The 15,869-nt window shown below is 63.9% G+C and carries 15 protein-coding genes; 8 read left to right on the top strand and 7 right to left on the bottom strand.

What is annotated here, in order from left to right:
- Positions 1-91 precede the first annotated feature (91 nt).
- The 3 genes from C8C98_RS16865 (at position 92) to C8C98_RS16855 (ending at position 3,213) form a co-directional block, all read left to right on the top strand.
- Positions 92-1,066 carry a tripartite tricarboxylate transporter substrate binding protein gene (locus C8C98_RS16865; protein ID WP_121455228.1) on the top strand — a complete coding sequence of 325 codons (975 nt, stop codon included), beginning with the start codon at positions 92-94 and terminating at the stop codon, positions 1,064-1,066.
- A gap of 80 nt (positions 1,067-1,146) precedes the next feature.
- On the top strand, positions 1,147-1,980 hold the full coding sequence (locus C8C98_RS16860; RefSeq protein WP_121455227.1) for a substrate-binding domain-containing protein: 834 nt from the start codon (positions 1,147-1,149) through the stop codon (positions 1,978-1,980).
- A 168-nt stretch (positions 1,981-2,148) separates the two neighbouring features.
- Positions 2,149-3,213 (top strand): porin, encoded by a 1,065-nt coding sequence (locus C8C98_RS16855; RefSeq protein WP_121455226.1) that lies wholly within the window; start codon positions 2,149-2,151, stop codon positions 3,211-3,213.
- 235 nt (positions 3,214-3,448) lie between these two features.
- Here the strand turns inward: C8C98_RS16855 and C8C98_RS16850 are convergent, their stop codons facing one another.
- A complete protein-coding gene (locus tag C8C98_RS16850; protein WP_121455225.1) occupies positions 3,449-4,348 on the bottom strand; it encodes a LysR family transcriptional regulator in 900 nt (299 codons plus the stop codon).
- A 95-nt stretch (positions 4,349-4,443) separates the two neighbouring features.
- Here C8C98_RS16850 and C8C98_RS16845 point away from each other — a divergent pair, with 95 nt between their 5' ends.
- The gene (locus C8C98_RS16845; RefSeq protein ID WP_121455224.1) at positions 4,444-5,499 is read left to right on the top strand and encodes a sodium-dependent bicarbonate transport family permease; all 1,056 of its coding nucleotides are present in this window, start codon (positions 4,444-4,446) and stop codon (positions 5,497-5,499) included.
- Positions 5,500-5,659: 160 nt separating this feature from the next.
- On the opposite strand, the gene C8C98_RS16840 is transcribed toward C8C98_RS16845, so the two are convergent.
- The 4 genes from C8C98_RS16840 to C8C98_RS16825 form a co-directional block, all read right to left on the bottom strand.
- A complete protein-coding gene (locus tag C8C98_RS16840) occupies positions 5,660-6,013 on the bottom strand; it encodes a cupin domain-containing protein (RefSeq protein ID WP_121455223.1) in 354 nt (117 codons plus the stop codon).
- A gap of 69 nt (positions 6,014-6,082) precedes the next feature.
- The gene (locus C8C98_RS16835; protein WP_121455222.1) at positions 6,083-7,327 is read right to left on the bottom strand and encodes an amidohydrolase; all 1,245 of its coding nucleotides are present in this window, start codon (positions 7,325-7,327) and stop codon (positions 6,083-6,085) included.
- Positions 7,324-8,022, bottom strand: coding sequence for an HAD-IA family hydrolase (locus C8C98_RS16830; protein WP_121455221.1), 699 nt, complete (start codon positions 8,020-8,022; stop codon positions 7,324-7,326). The genes C8C98_RS16835 and C8C98_RS16830 overlap by 4 nt, the downstream gene beginning before the upstream one ends.
- Before the next feature lie 256 nt (positions 8,023-8,278).
- Complete coding sequence (locus tag C8C98_RS16825) at positions 8,279-9,511, bottom strand: PA0069 family radical SAM protein (protein WP_121455220.1); 1,233 nt, start codon at positions 9,509-9,511, stop codon at positions 8,279-8,281.
- A 231-nt stretch (positions 9,512-9,742) separates the two neighbouring features.
- On the opposite strand from C8C98_RS16825, the gene rnk reads away from it, so the two are divergent.
- Positions 9,743-10,156, top strand: a complete 414-nt coding sequence (rnk, locus tag C8C98_RS16820) for a nucleoside diphosphate kinase regulator (protein WP_099655125.1) — start codon at positions 9,743-9,745, stop codon at positions 10,154-10,156.
- Positions 10,157-10,258: 102 nt separating this feature from the next.
- Here the strand turns inward: rnk and C8C98_RS16815 are convergent, their stop codons facing one another.
- Positions 10,259-11,377: an acyltransferase gene (locus C8C98_RS16815; RefSeq protein ID WP_121455219.1), complete on the bottom strand. Its 1,119-nt coding sequence runs from the start codon at positions 11,375-11,377 to the stop codon at positions 10,259-10,261.
- Positions 11,378-11,631: 254 nt separating this feature from the next.
- On the opposite strand from C8C98_RS16815, the gene C8C98_RS16810 reads away from it, so the two are divergent.
- Genes C8C98_RS16810 through C8C98_RS16800 form a run of 3 tightly spaced genes read left to right on the top strand, consistent with a single transcriptional unit; the run spans position 11,632 to position 14,621 of the window.
- On the top strand, positions 11,632-12,216 hold the full coding sequence (locus C8C98_RS16810) for a GbsR/MarR family transcriptional regulator (protein WP_099658568.1): 585 nt from the start codon (positions 11,632-11,634) through the stop codon (positions 12,214-12,216).
- A 4-nt stretch (positions 12,217-12,220) separates the two neighbouring features.
- Positions 12,221-13,591, top strand: coding sequence for a cytochrome ubiquinol oxidase subunit I (locus C8C98_RS16805; RefSeq protein WP_121455218.1), 1,371 nt, complete (start codon positions 12,221-12,223; stop codon positions 13,589-13,591).
- Between the two features lie 19 nt (positions 13,592-13,610).
- Complete coding sequence (locus tag C8C98_RS16800) at positions 13,611-14,621, top strand: cytochrome d ubiquinol oxidase subunit II (RefSeq protein WP_121456335.1); 1,011 nt, start codon at positions 13,611-13,613, stop codon at positions 14,619-14,621.
- Between the two features lie 148 nt (positions 14,622-14,769).
- Here C8C98_RS16800 and C8C98_RS16795 read toward each other — a convergent pair whose 3' ends face one another.
- Positions 14,770-15,723: a nitronate monooxygenase family protein gene (locus C8C98_RS16795; RefSeq protein ID WP_121455217.1), complete on the bottom strand. Its 954-nt coding sequence runs from the start codon at positions 15,721-15,723 to the stop codon at positions 14,770-14,772.
- Between the last annotated feature and the right edge of the window lie 146 nt (positions 15,724-15,869).

Below are 15,869 nucleotides of genomic sequence, written 5' to 3'. Positions count from 1 at the left end.
TCATAAATTGCAATTCACAGATTATTACGCGCTACCTAGACTGGCGCCTTTCGCACGGCCGACCGTGTTTCGGCCCCTTCTGGAATTGACCATGCAACGACGCCCCCTGATCGTGGCAGCCGCCTTCGCGGCCTGCCTCCCACTGGCCCACACAGCCGCCCAAGCCCAAGACTTCCCGCCCAAGAAGCCCGTGACAATGGTGGTTGGCTTTGCGGCGGGTGGCTCGGCAGACATCGCAGCGCGCGTGATTGCCAAGAAGCTGGGCGAGAACATCGGTCAAAGTGTGATCGTGGACAACAAGCCCGGTGCCGGGGGCAACCTGGCCCACGCCCAGGTGGCAGCAGGCCCCGCAGATGGCACGGTGCTGCTGTTTGGCTCCATTGGCCCCCTGAGCATTGCCCCCCATTTCATGAGCGTTCGCTACGACCCGCTCAAGGACTTGGCGCCCATCACCATGGGCGTGACCTTCCCCAATGTGCTGGTGGTGCCCGCCAGCACCGGCATCAAGACCCTGGGCGAGTTTGTGGCCAAGGCACGGCGCGAGCCCGGCAAGCTGGACTTTGCCTCCACCGGCCCCGGCTCTGCCGCCCACCTGGCGGGCGAGCTGCTCAATGACGTGGCCAAGATCGATACCGTGCATGTGCCCTACAAGGGCGGTGCACCGGCCCTGCAGGACGTGCTGGGCGGCCGTCTGGCCTCGTTCTACGCGGCGCCGCCCACGGCTTTGCCTCACATCGAATCGGGCAAGCTCATCCCGCTGGCCACCACGGGGCTGACCCGCCCGGCCTACCTGCCCAACGTGCCCACCGTGGCCGAGACCTTCCCAGGCTTCAACGCCACCAACTGGTACGCATTCGTGGCCTCCGCCAAGATGCCTAAACCATTGCTGGACCGCTGGAATACCGAGCTGGTGAAGGTGCTCAACACCCCCGAGGTGCGCGAGAACCTGCTCAAGCACGGCCAGACGGCCGCCCCTGGCACGCGTGAAGAGCTGGGCCAATTCATCGCAGCAGAGAACACCAAGTGGGCTCGCATCATCCGCGAGCGAAAGATCACAGCCGACTGATTCCCTAACGGCGGCATCCACCTACCCGTTCAGCCGCCCATTCCAACCCGCAGACAACAACAACGACCAGGAGACAAACCATGCAAAACCTTCCAACAACAACCGCCCACACCCTGCCCCGCCGCCGAGCCATCGGTGCCCTGCTGGGCGCCGCTTTGAGCCTGGGCTTGGCCCTGGGCGCGGCCACACCGTCCAGCGCGCAAGCAGCAGAGATCCGGGTCATCACCTCGGGCGGTTTCTCAGCCGCTTACGACCAGCTCATTCCCCTGTACGAGCAGGCTACAGGCCACAAAGTGGTCACGGCGCGCGGCGCCTCCATGGGCACCGCCCCCGACTCCATTCCTAGCCGCTTTGCCCGGGGCGAGGCGTTCGACATCGTCATCCTGGCCGACTCGGGGCTGGAGGCGCTCATCACCCAGGGCAAGGTGCAGCCCGGCAGCCGTGTGGACCTGGCCCGCTCGATGATTGGCATGAGCGTGCGCAAGGGCACGCCCAAGCCCGACATCAGCACGGTGGACGCCCTCAAGCAAACCCTGCTGAACGCGAAATCGATTGCCTACTCGGCCAGCGCCAGTGGCACCTACCTCTCGACCGAGCTGTTCCAGCGCCTGGGCGTGGCCGAGCAGATCAAAGACAAGGCCACCAAGATTTACAGCGAGCGCGTGGGCACTGTGGTGCTGCGCGGCGATGCCGAGATTGGATTCCAGCAAGTCAGTGAACTGCTGCCGTTCAAAGAACTGGACTACGTGGGCCCTCTGCCCGATGAAGTCCAGCAACGGGTGTTCTTCTCAGCCGGAGTAGCCGTGGGCACACAAAACCCGGAGGCGGCCCGGCACCTGATCCGCTTTCTGGCCGCGCCTGCAGCAGCCGCCATCGTGCGCAGCACCGGCATGGAGCCTGCGGCAGCCCGCTGATCCCAGCGCACGGCAGCGCTGTCCCACTGGCGGCGCCGTGCCTGGCGCGCACTGCCTGCGCCTCTCACCGCTCAGCACTTTCTCTTCACTAGCGCACCAGCACTGCCTGGTGTGGCGCAGCGCTGCGCGCAAATCACAACGACGACAGACCAAAAGACAAGGAGACCTATGACCCCCAAGCACCTGGCCCTGGCCACCGCACTGGCCACACCCGCCCTCGCACTGGCCCAGAGCAGCCTCACCCTCTACGGCATTGCCGATATCGGCGTGCGCCATAGCGCTGGCATGACGGCAGCCAACGCGCCCAGCGCCGCTTCGGCCAGCAGCGTGGCCAGCGGTGTCAACAACACCAGCCGTTTTGGCCTGCGCGGCCGAGAAGACCTGGGGGGCGGCCTGCATGCGCTCTTCAATTTGGAGACCGGGCTGAACCTGGACACCGGCAGCCCTGCCAATGCCAACAAATTCTTCGACCGCGCGGCCACCGTGGGGCTGGGCGGCGACTGGGGGCAAGTCACCGCTGGGCGCCAAACCAACTTGCTGGCCGATGCCATCAGCCCGGTGGACCCGGTGGGCATGCGCTTCGCATCGTTCAACCCCAACATCGCCACAGCAGCCTTAAGCAGCCATGGCCTGGGCGTGGAATACGGCGCGGCAGGCTCCTCCAGCGGCTCCTACCGACTGGACAACGCGCTCAAATACACGGGCCGCTTCGGCCCGCTCACCGCCCGGGCGATGTACAGCTTCGGCGAAAACACCGGCCGCGCTTCGGCCCAGTCCTCCGTCGGTGCAGGGCTCTCCTATGCCGCTGCAGGCTGGGTCGTCTCCGGGGCGCACCAGCGCTTCAAGACGGCCAGCGAGCTGCCGCTGCAAGCCAGCACGCTGGGCGCGGCGTACCAGTGGGGCAGCGTACGCCTGGCCGTCAACACCGCTCGCCATCAGGGCGACACCTCTGCCACCGCCCGCACGGTGCAGCGCGTGCACTCCGCTGGCGCCACCTGGTCGGTGACTGATGCGGTGGACCTCACAGCAGCTGAGTACCGAATGAACCGCCAGCGCACCGGCCTGCAAGCCGATGGCTACACCCGCGCCGTGGCGTTTGCCGAGTACAAGCTGTCGCGCCGCACCAAGCTGTATGCCGAACTGGACCGCACCCAGTGGCGCGCTGGCTACCAAGGGGCAGCCAACAAGGATCGCGCCACAGGCATTACGGCCGGGGTGCTGCACACGTTCTGACCTCGGACTCAGGTGCATTGCGGCCATGGGGATCTATTGCGTCTGAGTCGCTATCAAAAAAAATAGCTGCCAGCGCTTTATCTATAAGCGCTAGCAGTCAAAAAAACCCATATCAACGCCCTGTGCACTGCATGCACAGGCGCAAGCGCAGGTGGCGCACAGAACCGCTGCGCTCAGAATGGAGCTGAGGTAGTGCACGGCCTGAGATGTCTATCCAAAACTCAGGTCCGCAACCTCAGCGGCCCTCCATCCACCCCGCCACCTCACCCATCAAATGCCCCTTGAACACCTGGGCAATCGGTGACAGCTGCTTGCCCTTGGGCCACACCAAGTGCCATTGCGACTGGACGGGAAAGCCCTGCACGTTGAGCACAGCCAAGCCTTCATGATGGGCACCGAGAGCGTGGCGCGAGACGATGGAGACGCCCAGTTGGCCCTCCACCGATTCTTTGATGGCTTCGTTGCTGCCCAGCTCTAGCACAGCGCTGGGCGCAAAGCCAAGCTGGCGCAGGTGGGCATCGGTGGCCATGCGGGTGCCAGAGCCCTTTTCACGCAGGATGAAGCGCTCGGCCTGCAATTGATCGATCTGGATGCGCTTTTTGGCGGCCAGCTTATGGCCCGCAGGGGCGATGAAGACCAGCGGGTTGGGCATGAGGATATGGTCTTCCAGCGGCAAGTCGCCCGGCGGCATGGACATGACGTAGAGGTCGTCCTGGTTGGCACGCAGGCGGGTGATGACGTGGTCGCGGTTGAGCACTTCGAGCGAGATGTCGATGTGCGGATGCAGCTTGCAAAAGCTGCCTAGCAAGCGCGGCACAAAGTATTTGGCGGTGCTGACCACGGCGACTTTGAGGCGCCCGCTGGTCAGGCCCTTGGCGCCTGAAACGCGCTGCTCAAACGCATCCCACTCGCCCGCGATGGCGCGTGCTGTGCCCGCCAGTGCCTGACCCGCCTCTGTGAGGTGCACGCGGCGCGACACCACTTCGTACAAGGGCAGGCCCACGGCCTGCGTCACCTCGCGCAGCTGCATGGACGCCGTGGGCTGCGTGACATGCATGACCTTGGCGGCAGCACTGACGCTGCCGGTTTCGGCCAGTGCCAGGAACAGGCGCAGCTGTCGAAAAGTGATGTTCATAGATTTTTATCTATAGATAACTGCATTTAAATCGATTTTACTTTGTACTGATACCCCTCTAGCATCAGGGTTCTGCCATCGTTTCGGAGAAAAAAATGCAAAGCCTGCTGGACCCCGCGATCTTGTTTTTTGCCCTGGGGGTGTTTGCCGGGCTGGTGCGCTCGAACCTGGAGATGCCTACCGCCATTTCCAAGTTTCTGTCGATTTACCTGCTGATGGCACTGGGTTTGAAAGGCGGCTTTGCGCTGGCCGCTTCGGGCTTGACGCCCAGCGTGGCCAGCAGCCTGGGGCTGGCAGTGCTGCTGGCCGTGGTGGTGCCGCTGGTGGGCTATGTGCTGCTGCGGCGCGTGCTCTCTGGCTATAGCGCAGCAGCCGTGGCTGCCACGTATGGATCGGTGAGTGCAGTGACTTTTGTGACTGCCACCCAGTATCTGGAGTCGCAACAAATAGCCTACGGCGGCTACATGGCCGCTGCGATGGCGTTGATGGAATCACCCGCCATCATCTTGGCGGTGTTGCTGGCCAATTCGCTGCGGCAAAAGCAGGCGGCGGTCACCACACAGGGAGTGGGCATGACCGACAGCGGCGCGGCCACCCTGGGCGGTGCGGGCATGGGCAGCGGTGGCGCTCATCAGGGCAGCAAGAGGGCCCACAACCTGTCTGTCGGCAAGATCCTGCACGAGTCGTTCACCGACGGCACGCAACTGTTGCTGCTCGGGGCCATGGTGATTGGACTGGTGACGGGCGATGCGGGCAAAGCGGCCATGCAACCGTTTTCGGGCGATTTGTTCAAGGGCATGCTGTGCCTGTTCTTGCTGGACATGGGACTGTCTACCGCACGCAATCTGCCTGCGGTGCGCAAGCAGTCGCCCTGGTTGCTGGCCTATGCGGTACTGGCGCCCATCACCCACGCAACCTTGGCCTTGGGGCTGGCATGGCTGGCAGCGGTGCCTGCGGGCGATGCGGTGTTGCTGATGGTGTTGGCGGCCAGTGCGTCGTACATCGCCGTTCCTGCGGTGGTGCGCTATGCGATCCCGGAGGCCGACCCTTCGCTGTACATCAGCCTTTCATTGGGAGTGACGTTTCCCCTCAACATCGTGGTGGGCATACCGGTGTACACGCAGGCTGTGCAACGGGTTTGGGGTGGGTAACACTGCGTGACCGTGCGACACCGCGCAAACGCTTGAAGCTATCATATTTATAGCTGCCAGCGCTTACAAATAAAGACCCAGAGGCGATTCCCCCTAATTTCCATCGCATGGAGTAACACGGCCAGGTGCTGAAAGCAGGTACGCACTGGCCTGGGCAGCGTCACTGCGCCACGATGAAAAACACCTTGCGCAGAGTTTCTGTGATATGCCACACCCCCGTGGTGTGGGCCGGGAAGAACAGCGTATCGCCCGCCTGGATGTGCAGCGGCTCGCCCTCGGTGGGAGTGAAGATGCAGGCGCCCGTGAGGATGTGCATGACCTCAGCGTTGGGCAGCACGCGCTCGAACTTGCCAGGGGTGCATTCCCAGATGCCGGTCTGGTGGGGGGCTACGCCAGCCAAATCCACATCTATGCCACTGAAGGCGCAAGGCGGCTGGGTGATGGGGCGAGCCGGGCCGCCTTGGGGCTGCAGGCCCGTGAGGGTGGCGGTGCTTTGAAGGACAGTGATGCTCATGGATCGGTTCCGAATGGCGATGTGAAAGGCTGAGACGTGGCTCCGCCTTCGGTACAGAGTTGGCGCCCCTCAGCAGGACGCTGGTGCAGCCAGCGCACGCGCCGCAATCTCGCAAAACCAACGCACGCCCAAAGGCAGCGCGTCGTCGTTGAAGTCGTAGCACGGGTGGTGCAAGGCCCATTCGCCCTCAGGGCCTGGGTCTGCACGGCCCTGGCCGAGCCACAGGTAGGCGCCGTGCTTGCGCTGCAGCATGAAGGCAAAGTCTTCGGACGTGAACGCGGCGCGGGGAGCCACCTGGGCTTGCAGGCCCACGGCCTGGGCTGCGTCCAAAGCCAGCGCGGCCTCGGCTGCGGAGTTGAGGGTGGCCGGGTAATAGCGCTGGTAGTTCACCAGCACCTCGGTACCGCTGGCCAGGGCCATGCCTTGGCAGGTGGCGCGCAGGGCGGCTTCGATGCGGTCTTGCACGGTCGCATCAAAGCTGCGCACGGTGCCGGTGATCTGCACCTCGGCCGGCAGCACGTTGTGGCTGTGACCGCCTTCGATGCGGGTGACCGACAGCACGGCCGATTCACTCGGGTCGATGCGCCGGGAGACGATGGTGTTGAGCTGCGCCACCAGCTGGCTCGCAGCCAAGATGGCATCGGGGGTGTGCTGGGGCTGGGCCGCGTGGCCGCCCTTGCCGCGCACGGTGATGTCAAACCGGTCGGCTGCCGCCATGATGGGGCCGGGGCGCGTTTGCGCGTGGCCCAGGGGCAGGTCTGGCCAGTTGTGCAGGGCGTAGACGCTGTCGCACGCAAAGCGCTCAAACAGCCCGTCGTCGATCATGCAGGCCGCACCGGCCTTCCCTTCCTCAGCGGGCTGAAAGATGAAGTGCACCGTGCCGCACAAACCCAGCGCCAGGTGGGTGCGCACCAGCTGGCGAGCAGCGCCAATGAGCATGCTGGTGTGCCCGTCGTGCCCGCAGCCGTGGTGCTTGCCCGCGTGGCGGCTGGCATAGCTGCGCTGGCCCAGTTCCACCATGGGCAGCGCATCCATATCGGCCCGCAAGCCTACGCTGGGGCCCTGCCCTGCGGCACCGCGGCTGTCGCCGCCACATTGCAGTGTGCCCACCACCCCCGTGCCGCCCACACCCTCGGTCACCTGCAAGCCCAGCAGGCGCAGGGATTGCGCCACGATGCCTGCGGTGCGGCGCTCCTCATAGGCCAGCTCGGGGTGGGCATGCAAGTCTTGCCGCAGCGCGATCAGCTCGGGCAGCAGGTCTTGCACAGGTGCGGTCACAGCGGCCAGGCTGGCCGGGGTTAACACCTGGCTCATTGGCCTGCGTCCACCGCATCGGCCAGTTGGGCCAGGGTGTGGAAGTGGTAGTCGGGCACGGTGTGCTCGGATTCGATGGTGCCCCCAGAGCTGGCCAGGCCGTGCCGGCGCTCGATCCAGCAGGTGGTGATGCCCAGCTTCTTCGAGATGCCAATGTCGTGGTACTGGCTTTGCGCCACGTGCAGGTTGTCCGCTTGCTTGTAGCCCCAGGCGCCTTCAAAGCGGCCACGGGCATAGGCAAAGTAACGGGCATCGGGCTTTTCGCACAGGGCGTCGTCGCAGGCCAGCAGCAGGTCAAAGGGCGAACCCAGCGTCTTCTGGAAGTGCTGCAGCGCCCAGGTCTGGGCATTGGTCATGGTGACCAGCTTGAAGTGCTTGCGCAGCCGGGCCAGCGCTTCGATGGAATCGGGGAAGGCGGGCCACTGCGCGACAGAGTCGCGAAAGCCCTGGGCCAGCGCATCGCTGTCGGGCAGGCCCAGTTGGGGGGCGACCACATGCCAGCAGCGCACCAGGTCGTTGGGGTACCAGTCGGTGTCGGGGCTTTTGCGGGCGGCGCGGTAAGCGGCCAGAAACTGCTCATCGGTCGCATCGCTGCCAGGCACGGCCTGGCGCAGGTAGGCGAGCATGCCGCCCTCAAAGTCGATCAAGGTTCCAACCACATCAAACGTCAGCACTTTGAAATCACGCAGGGCCATGGGGCTTTCCTCAAGTCAGCATTGGGGGCGCTGCATGCTGGCTGCAACGGGGGCGAAATCAGATGCCAAGCTTAGGAGCGCGCGCCCTTGCCATGGCACTGAACCAAGGGGCTGTCGCAGCAGCGAATTGCGTTTTCAGGGGCCTGCGGCGCAGATTGTGAGAAAGGCACCAAGGTGAGGCCAACGCTCACCAAAGCGTGCATCCAATCACTGGCATGGTGCGTTGCGCAATGCCACCACGTCAGCACCCTGTGCGTCAAAACAAGCTGCCTTGTCCTCGCAGCAACCCTGGCCTGAACTGGCCCAAGTCCAGCCCCTCGCGCTCGCGGTTCAGGCCCAGGCGGCGGCAAGTCGTGGCAAAGCGCTGGCGCACCAGGTCGGCCCACAGGCCACTGCCTTTCATGCGGGTGGCAAAGTCGGCTTCATAGGTTTTACCCGCGCTGCGCTGGGCATCCGTCAGGTTGTGCAGGTCTTGCACACGGGCCATGACGCGGGCCGCACGCTGAGGGTAGTGCACCTGCAGCCATTCGCGAAACAGCGCATCCAGCTCCCACGGCAAGCGCAGCACGGTGTAGAAGGCGCTGGTGGCACCGGCATCCCGGGCGGCTTCGAGCACCTGCTCCATGTCTTCGGTGATGAACGGAATTTGCGGCGCCACGCTCACGCCCACGGGCACACCCGCCTCGGCCAGCGCACGGATGGTGCGCAGGCGACGGTGGGGCGCGGCAGCGCGGGGTTCCATGCGGCGGGCCAGGGTGGCATCGAGCGTGGTGATGGTGACGTACACCGCCGCCAGCCGCTGCGCTGCGAGCGGAGCCAGCAAATCCAGGTCGCGCTCCACACCGCTGGATTTGGTAATGAGCGAAAACGGGTGGCGCGCGTCACGCATCACTTCGATGAGGCCGCGGGTAAGCTTCAGGTCCCGCTCCACAGGTTGATAGCAGTCGGTGGCCGAGCCAATGTTGATCAAACGGGGCACGTAGCGCGGGGCGCACAGCTCGCTACGCAGCACTTCGGCAATGTTGTGCTTGGCTACGATCTGAGTCTCGAAGTCGAGCCCCGGCGAGAAGTTGAGGTAGCTGTGCGTGGGCCGGGCGTAACAGTAGACACATCCGTGCTCGCAACCCCGGTAGGGGTTCACCGAGAGTTCAAAAAAGATGTCGGGCGAATCATTGGCGCACAAAGCGCTGCGGGCTGTCTCCAGGTGCACGCGGGTGGCAAGGGCTGGCGCGCCGCCTTCGCCTTCATCGCCCCATGCAGAGGTCGATGTCATTCCGCCCTGCTCGCCCCCCTTATTGGCCTGCAACCCCTGCATCTGCGGGCTGGCCACGTTGCCCCAGCCATCGTCCACAGCCTCGCGCACATCGCGCGCAAACCGGTGTGGCAGTGCCGACGCAGCACCCCGCCCCCGAATGGCTTGCACAGGGATGCGGATGTCTTCTGGCACCGCAAAGTCATCGGGCTCAGAAGGTGTGGGTCGGCTTTTCATAACTGTATGAATATACAGTTATTTCACAAAAGAGATCATAGGCGCTGGTGGCCAGACGTGTCAGGCGACAGCCCTGGGAATGGTGTGCGGGTGGGCTGCAGTCGCAAAAATGGAGCTGCGCATGCCAGACGTGAACATGGCAGGCCAAGGTCGGATGGCCCTGCGGGCCAGTGCGAGATTGCCCCCTGGGCTACAGTCCCGCGCTTTCAACCAAACACTCAAGGTACTGCCATGGCGCGCAAGCCCCAGATCGTTCTGTCCTCTCTCGACCTCGACCGCATTGAAGCCCTGCTGGCCGCCATGCCTTCCAGTGTGTTCCCGGGCAAGGCAGACCTGCAGGCAGAGCTGGATCGGGCGGACGTGGTGGCGCCCGAAGAAATTCCACCCAACGTGGTCACCATGAACTCCACGGTGGAGTTCAGCATCGTGGAGACAGGCAAGTCGTTTTGCCTGACCTTGGTCTACCCGCGTGATCTGGACGGCAGTGCCGACAAGCTCTCCATCCTCGCGCCTGTGGGCAGCGCCTTGCTGGGCTTGTCAGTAGGGGATGAGCTGGCCTGGCCCGGCCCCGGTGGCAAAGCCATGACAGTGCAGGTCAAACGCATCGTGTACCAGCCTGAAAGCGCGGGCGAATTGCACCGCTGAGCACTGCGCACTACTGAAACGGCGCCTGCGGAGGCGTCCCAGCAAAGCAGGCGACTGAGGGTGCTGCGCCAGTGCATCCCCACACTGGCCGGCTCTCAGACATCAACCCCAGTTGCTGCCCAGTTGCACCAGCACCCCTGCGGCCACCAGGCTCGCCTGCCAGCGCAGCATGGTCGGCAATGTGGGGGTGCGCTGCTCCACGGTGCGGTACAGCCATTGCCCCGCCACCATGGCCAGCGAAAACGCCAGCAACATGCCCAAGGCATTGACCCATGGCGAGGCGGGCCACAGGCTGCTGACCACGGCATTGACGAGCAGGCACACGGCAAAGTGGATGAGGAACACCGAGTAGGATATTTGCCCCAAGCGCACCAGCGGCGAGACCCCACGCCACTGCCGCACCGCAGGGGTGCGCATGGCCCACACCATGAGCAATGCAGTTGCCAGCGCCAGCGCGATGCGCGCCCTGAATTCCAACGCCAAGCCCACGCCGCCCAGCACGGCCATCGCCAGCACCCAGCCCGTGGCCTGCGGTGCGCGGCTGGCCCAAAAGGCCATCATGCCCAGGCCATAGGCACCAAAGAAGTAAACAGCCCACACATCCCACTGCGCATCGCGGTTAAAGCCCCACAGCGAGACCGCAACGCCCACCACCACCAAGGCCTGGCCCAGCAAGGCGGCACGCTGCTTGGCCAGTGCCGATGGCAATGCACGCACTGCAGCAAACATGAGAAGGCTGAGCGCGAACAGCTGGAAATCGATCGCCACGTACCAAACCCCGGCCGACAGAGATTCATGGTCTACCAGGCTGTGCAGCAGCAACGCATGGGTGACCAACTGGGCCAGATCAGGATCGCCGGGCACCGAGGGGTGCTCCATCCAGGGGCGCACCAGCGCGCTGATCAGCACAGTCACCAACAACGCCACCACATACGGCACCACCAGGCGCACAAAACGCTTGCTCAATTGCTGGCCCACCTGGCCGAAGCGGGCCACGCCCTCGGGCGCCAAACTGGCGGCAGCCAGGTAGCCGCCCAGCACCAAGAACACTTGCACCGCCATGCGCGCGTAGTCGTACAGCCAGGCCATCAGGTCAGGCGCCAGGGGCTGGGCTATGTCAGACATGGGGCCATAAAAGGCCAGATGGTGCGCAACGATGGCTGCGCAGGCCAGACCCTTGACGGTGTCCAGCAGAGGCAGGCGTGAGGTGTGTTGAGACATGCAGAGAACGGGATTCACCAACGCGCGCTGGCGAAATGGTTCGCAGGCGCAAATGTAAAACCCTCTATTGTCCTCTTTCCATGTAAAGCGTGCCAGCCCCGGCCCCAACCGGTGAACGCAAGGCCGTCCGCATCCCAACGCCGATGGGCAGATCGCCTCTGAGCAGGCACCGCCCGAATACGTGACACAGGCAATTTATTGAATTTTCAGTATTTACTGAAAATTCAATAAATTTGGAGCACAATGCGCCTCCTATGACCTACGTCAAAAACCTTCCTCCTCTGAATCGCCAATTCGTGTCCCATTTCGGCGAGATGGGCAGCCGCTGGGGCATCAACCGCACCGTGGGCCAAATGTATGCGCTGATCTTCCTGTCGCCGCGCCCCGTCAATGCCGACGAGATTGCTGAGACCCTGGAGTTCTCGCGCTCCAACGTGAGCATGGGCCTCAAGGAGCTGCAGTCGTGGCGGCTCGTCAAGCTCAGTCACCAGCCGGGGGACCGGCGCGAGTACTTTGAGGCCCCCAAGGATGTGTGGGAAATCTTCCGCGTGCTGGCCGAAGAGCGTCGCCGCCGCGAGATCGAGCCCACGCTGTCCATGTTGCGCATGGCGCTGCTGGAAGAACCCACCTCGGACGAAGAACGCTACGCCCAAGAGCGCATGCGCGAGATGCACGAGCTGATCGACCGGCTGATGACCTGGTTTGACGATGTGCAGCGCCTGGCCCCTGAAACCGCCCTGCAACTGATGGGCATGGGCACGGCGGTGACGCGGGTGCTGGAGTTCAAAGACCGCCTGACCGGCAAGGGCCGCGCGGGCGACAACGCCAAGGGGGGCTGAGGCCATGGACGCGCTCGATACCTTCACGCTGTCGCGCATCCAGTTCGCAGCCAACATCAGCTTTCACATCCTCTTTCCCACCATCACCATTGCCCTGTGCTGGTTTCTGGTGTTCTTTCGGCTGCGCCACGCGGCCACCCAGGGCACGCCAGCAGCGGCCGGTTGGGGGCAGGCCTATTACTTTTGGACCAAGGTGTTTGCGCTGACCTTCGCCATGGGCGTGGTCTCGGGCATCACCATGAGTTTCCAGTTCGGCACCAACTGGCCCGGCTTCATGGAGCGCGCGGGCAACATCGCCGGGCCCCTGTTGGGCTACGAAGTGCTGACGGCATTTTTTCTGGAGGCCTCGTTCCTGGGCATCATGCTGTTTGGCCGGGGCCGTGTGTCTGACCGCGTGCACCTGGTGGCCACACTGCTGGTGGCCTTTGGCACCACGCTGTCTGCGTTCTGGATTTTGAGCCTGAACTCGTGGATGCAAACCCCCGTGGGCTACGAGATCATCGACGGCAAACTCCATGCGGTGGACTGGCTGGCGATTGTGTTCAACCCATCCTTTCCCTACCGGCTAGGGCACAAGCTTCTGGCGTCCAGCCTCACAGCGGGCTTCTTGATTGCGGGGGTGAGTGCCTGGCAGTTGCTCAAAGGCAAGGCCGCACCCGGCACCCGCCAGGCCTTGCACACGGCCGTGGTGGCAGTGTCCGTGGCCATGCCGCTGCAAATCTTCATGGGCGACCTGCATGGCCTGAACACGCTGGAACACCAGCCCGCCAAGATCGCTGCCATTGAAGGCATCTGGCACACCGAAAAAGGTGCACCGCTCACCCTGTTTGGCCTGCCCAACGAGAAAGAAGGCCGCACCGACTACGCCCTGCAGATCCCCAAGGCGGCCAGCCTGGTCCTGGCACATGACCCAGATGCCGAGCTGAAGGGGCTGAACGAGTTTGCTGGCGCGCACCCGCCGGTGGCGCCCGTGTTCTGGGGCTTTCGAGTGATGGTGGGCGTGGGCATGCTGATGCTGGCCGTGGCCTGGGCTGCCGCGTGGGCTTTGTGGCGCCGCCGCGCGCACAGTGCTGGCGTGCTGCCACGTAAGGTGCTGTGGGCGCTGGTGGGCATGACGTTCTCGGGCTGGGTGGCCACGCTGGCGGGCTGGTACGTGACGGAAATCGGTCGCCAGCCCTACCTGGTCTACGGCCTGCTCAAAACCGCCGAAGCCGTCGCGCCCCACCCCAGTGGCATGGTGGCCGGCACGCTGGCGGCCTACCTCACGGTGTATGCGCTGTTGCTCGTCGCCTACGTGGGCGTCATCAAGCACATGGCTGAACACGCGGCCCTGCCCGCCCCCGCCGTGGCGCCCGCCTCACCCCAAGCCGTATGAACGGCAGGAGCCCCGCATGATGGAACTACTGAACTGGGCCACCGCCCTGCCCCTGATCTTCATGGCCGTGATGGGCCTGGCCTTGTTGGCCTACGTGATTTTGGACGGCTACGACCTGGGCGTTGGCATGCTGCTGCCCCTGGCCACGCAGGCCGAGAAGGATGTGATGCTCTCCAGCATCGGCCCCTTCTGGGACGCGAACGAGACCTGGCTGGTGCTGGGCGTGGGCGTGCTGCTGGTGTGTTTTCCGATGGCGCACGGCCTGGTGCTGTCGGCGCTGTACCTGCCCGTGGCGGTGATGCTGATCGGACTGATCGTGCGCGGTGTGGCGTTTGACTTTCGCGTGAAGGCACGCGACTCGCACAAGGCCGCCTGGAACCACCTGTTCGCGCTGGGCTCGCTGGTCACCACCCTGGCCCAAGGCTGGATGCTGGGGGCTTATGTCACCGGCTTTCACACCGACCTGTGGAGCCGCCTGTTTGCCGTGGGCATTGCGCTGACGCTGCCCGCCGCCTACGCCATGCTGGGCGTGGGCTGGCTGGTGATGAAGACCGAGGGCGAACTGCAGCGCAAGGCCTTGCGCTGGGGCCAGGGCGTGCTGTGGCCCATGGGCTTTGCACTGGTGGGCATCTCGCTGGCCACACCGGTGGTCAGCCACACGGTGTTCAACAAGTGGTTTGCCCTGCCCGGCTTTTTTGCACTGCTGCCGATTCCGCTGGCGTGCGTGGCCGCCTTCTTCGCCATTCGGCATGTGCTGGCCGCACCCCGGGTGGTGGCAGCGGGCTATGGCTGGGTGGTGTTTGTGGCCACGGTGGTGATTTTTGTGCTGGCCTTCTTCGGGCTGTCGTACAGCATCTACCCCTACATCGTCATCGACCGCCTCACGGTGTGGGAGGCCGCCAGCGCGACGGAATCCTTGGCGGTGATCGGCATTGGCGTCGCGATCACGCTGCCGGTGATCGTGATCTACACCGTCTTCATGTACCGCGTGTTCTGGGGCAAAGCGCGGGAGCTGACGTATGGGCTGTGATGCGTGCCGCTGAATGCCACAGCCCAGCGCCCCAAACATTGAATCTAATCAGGCTCTAGCGCTTATTGAATAAGCGCTAGAAGCTATACATTCAATAGCAAACATACCACTGGCGATACAGTCCAGCGGTATGCGTTGCAGGCTCCGATCAGAGCTTCAACCGCGCCCGTGCTTCTTCGTACTCTCGGCGCAGCTTGGCCACCAGCTCGGCCGTGCTGGTCACGGCGTTGATGGCGCCAATGCCCTGGCCACAGCCCCAGATGTCCTTCCAGGCCTTTTGGGCGCCGCCGCCAAAGTTCATCTTGCTAGGGTCGGACTCGGGCAGGTTCTCGGGGTCCAGCCCTGCGGCGCGGATCGATGGCGCCAGGTAGTTGCCATGCACGCCCGTGAACAGATTGCTGTAGACGATGTCGTCGGAGTTGCTGTCCACAATGGCCTGCTTGTAGGCATCCACCGCACGGGCCTCGTGCGTGGCAATGAAGGCCGAGCCGATGTAGCCAAAGTCGGCCCCCATGGCCTGGGCCGCCAGCACGGCGCCGCCGCTGGCGATGGAACCGCTGAGCGCTAAGGGGCCGTCAAACCATTGGCGGATTTCCTGGATCAGCGCGAACGGGCTCTTGGTGCCTGCGTGTCCACCGGCACCCGCCGCCACGGCGATCAGGCCGTCAGCGCCCTTCTCAATCGCCTTGTGCGCGAACTTGTTGTTGATGATGTCGTGCAGCACGATCCCGCCCCAGGCGTGCACCGCCTGGTTCACATCCTCCCGCGCACCCAGGCTGGTGATGATGATCGGCACCTTGTACTTGGCGCACACCTGCATGTCGTGCTCCAGGCGGTCGTTGCTCTTGTGCACGATCTGGTTGATGGCAAAGGGCGCAGCGGGCTTGTCGGGGTTGGCCTTGTTGTAGGCGGCCAGCGTCTCGGTGATTTCGGCCAGCCACTCATCGAGCAGTTCGGCGGGACGTGCATTGAGTGACGGCATGGAGCCGACCACACCGGCCTTGCACTGCTCAATGACGAGCTTGGGGTTGCTGATGATGAACAGCGGCGATCCGATGACGGGCAGCGACAGGTTTTGCAGCACAGCGGGCAGTTTGGACATGGCAACAACTTCCAGAAACAGGTTTTGATTGAAATAGCCCTCTAGCTCTTATCTAACAAGCGCGAGCAGCTATTATTTTTATAGTAAAGACCTGCACCCTGCGCAGGCCTCGTCTCACTCTTTTTTCACTCCTCAAAGGGCAGGCT

This window comes from Acidovorax sp. 106 (assembly GCF_003663825.1).
GTDB lineage: Bacteria > Pseudomonadota > Gammaproteobacteria > Burkholderiales > Burkholderiaceae_C > Acidovorax.
This window is presented reverse-complemented; position numbering and strand designations above follow the sequence as displayed.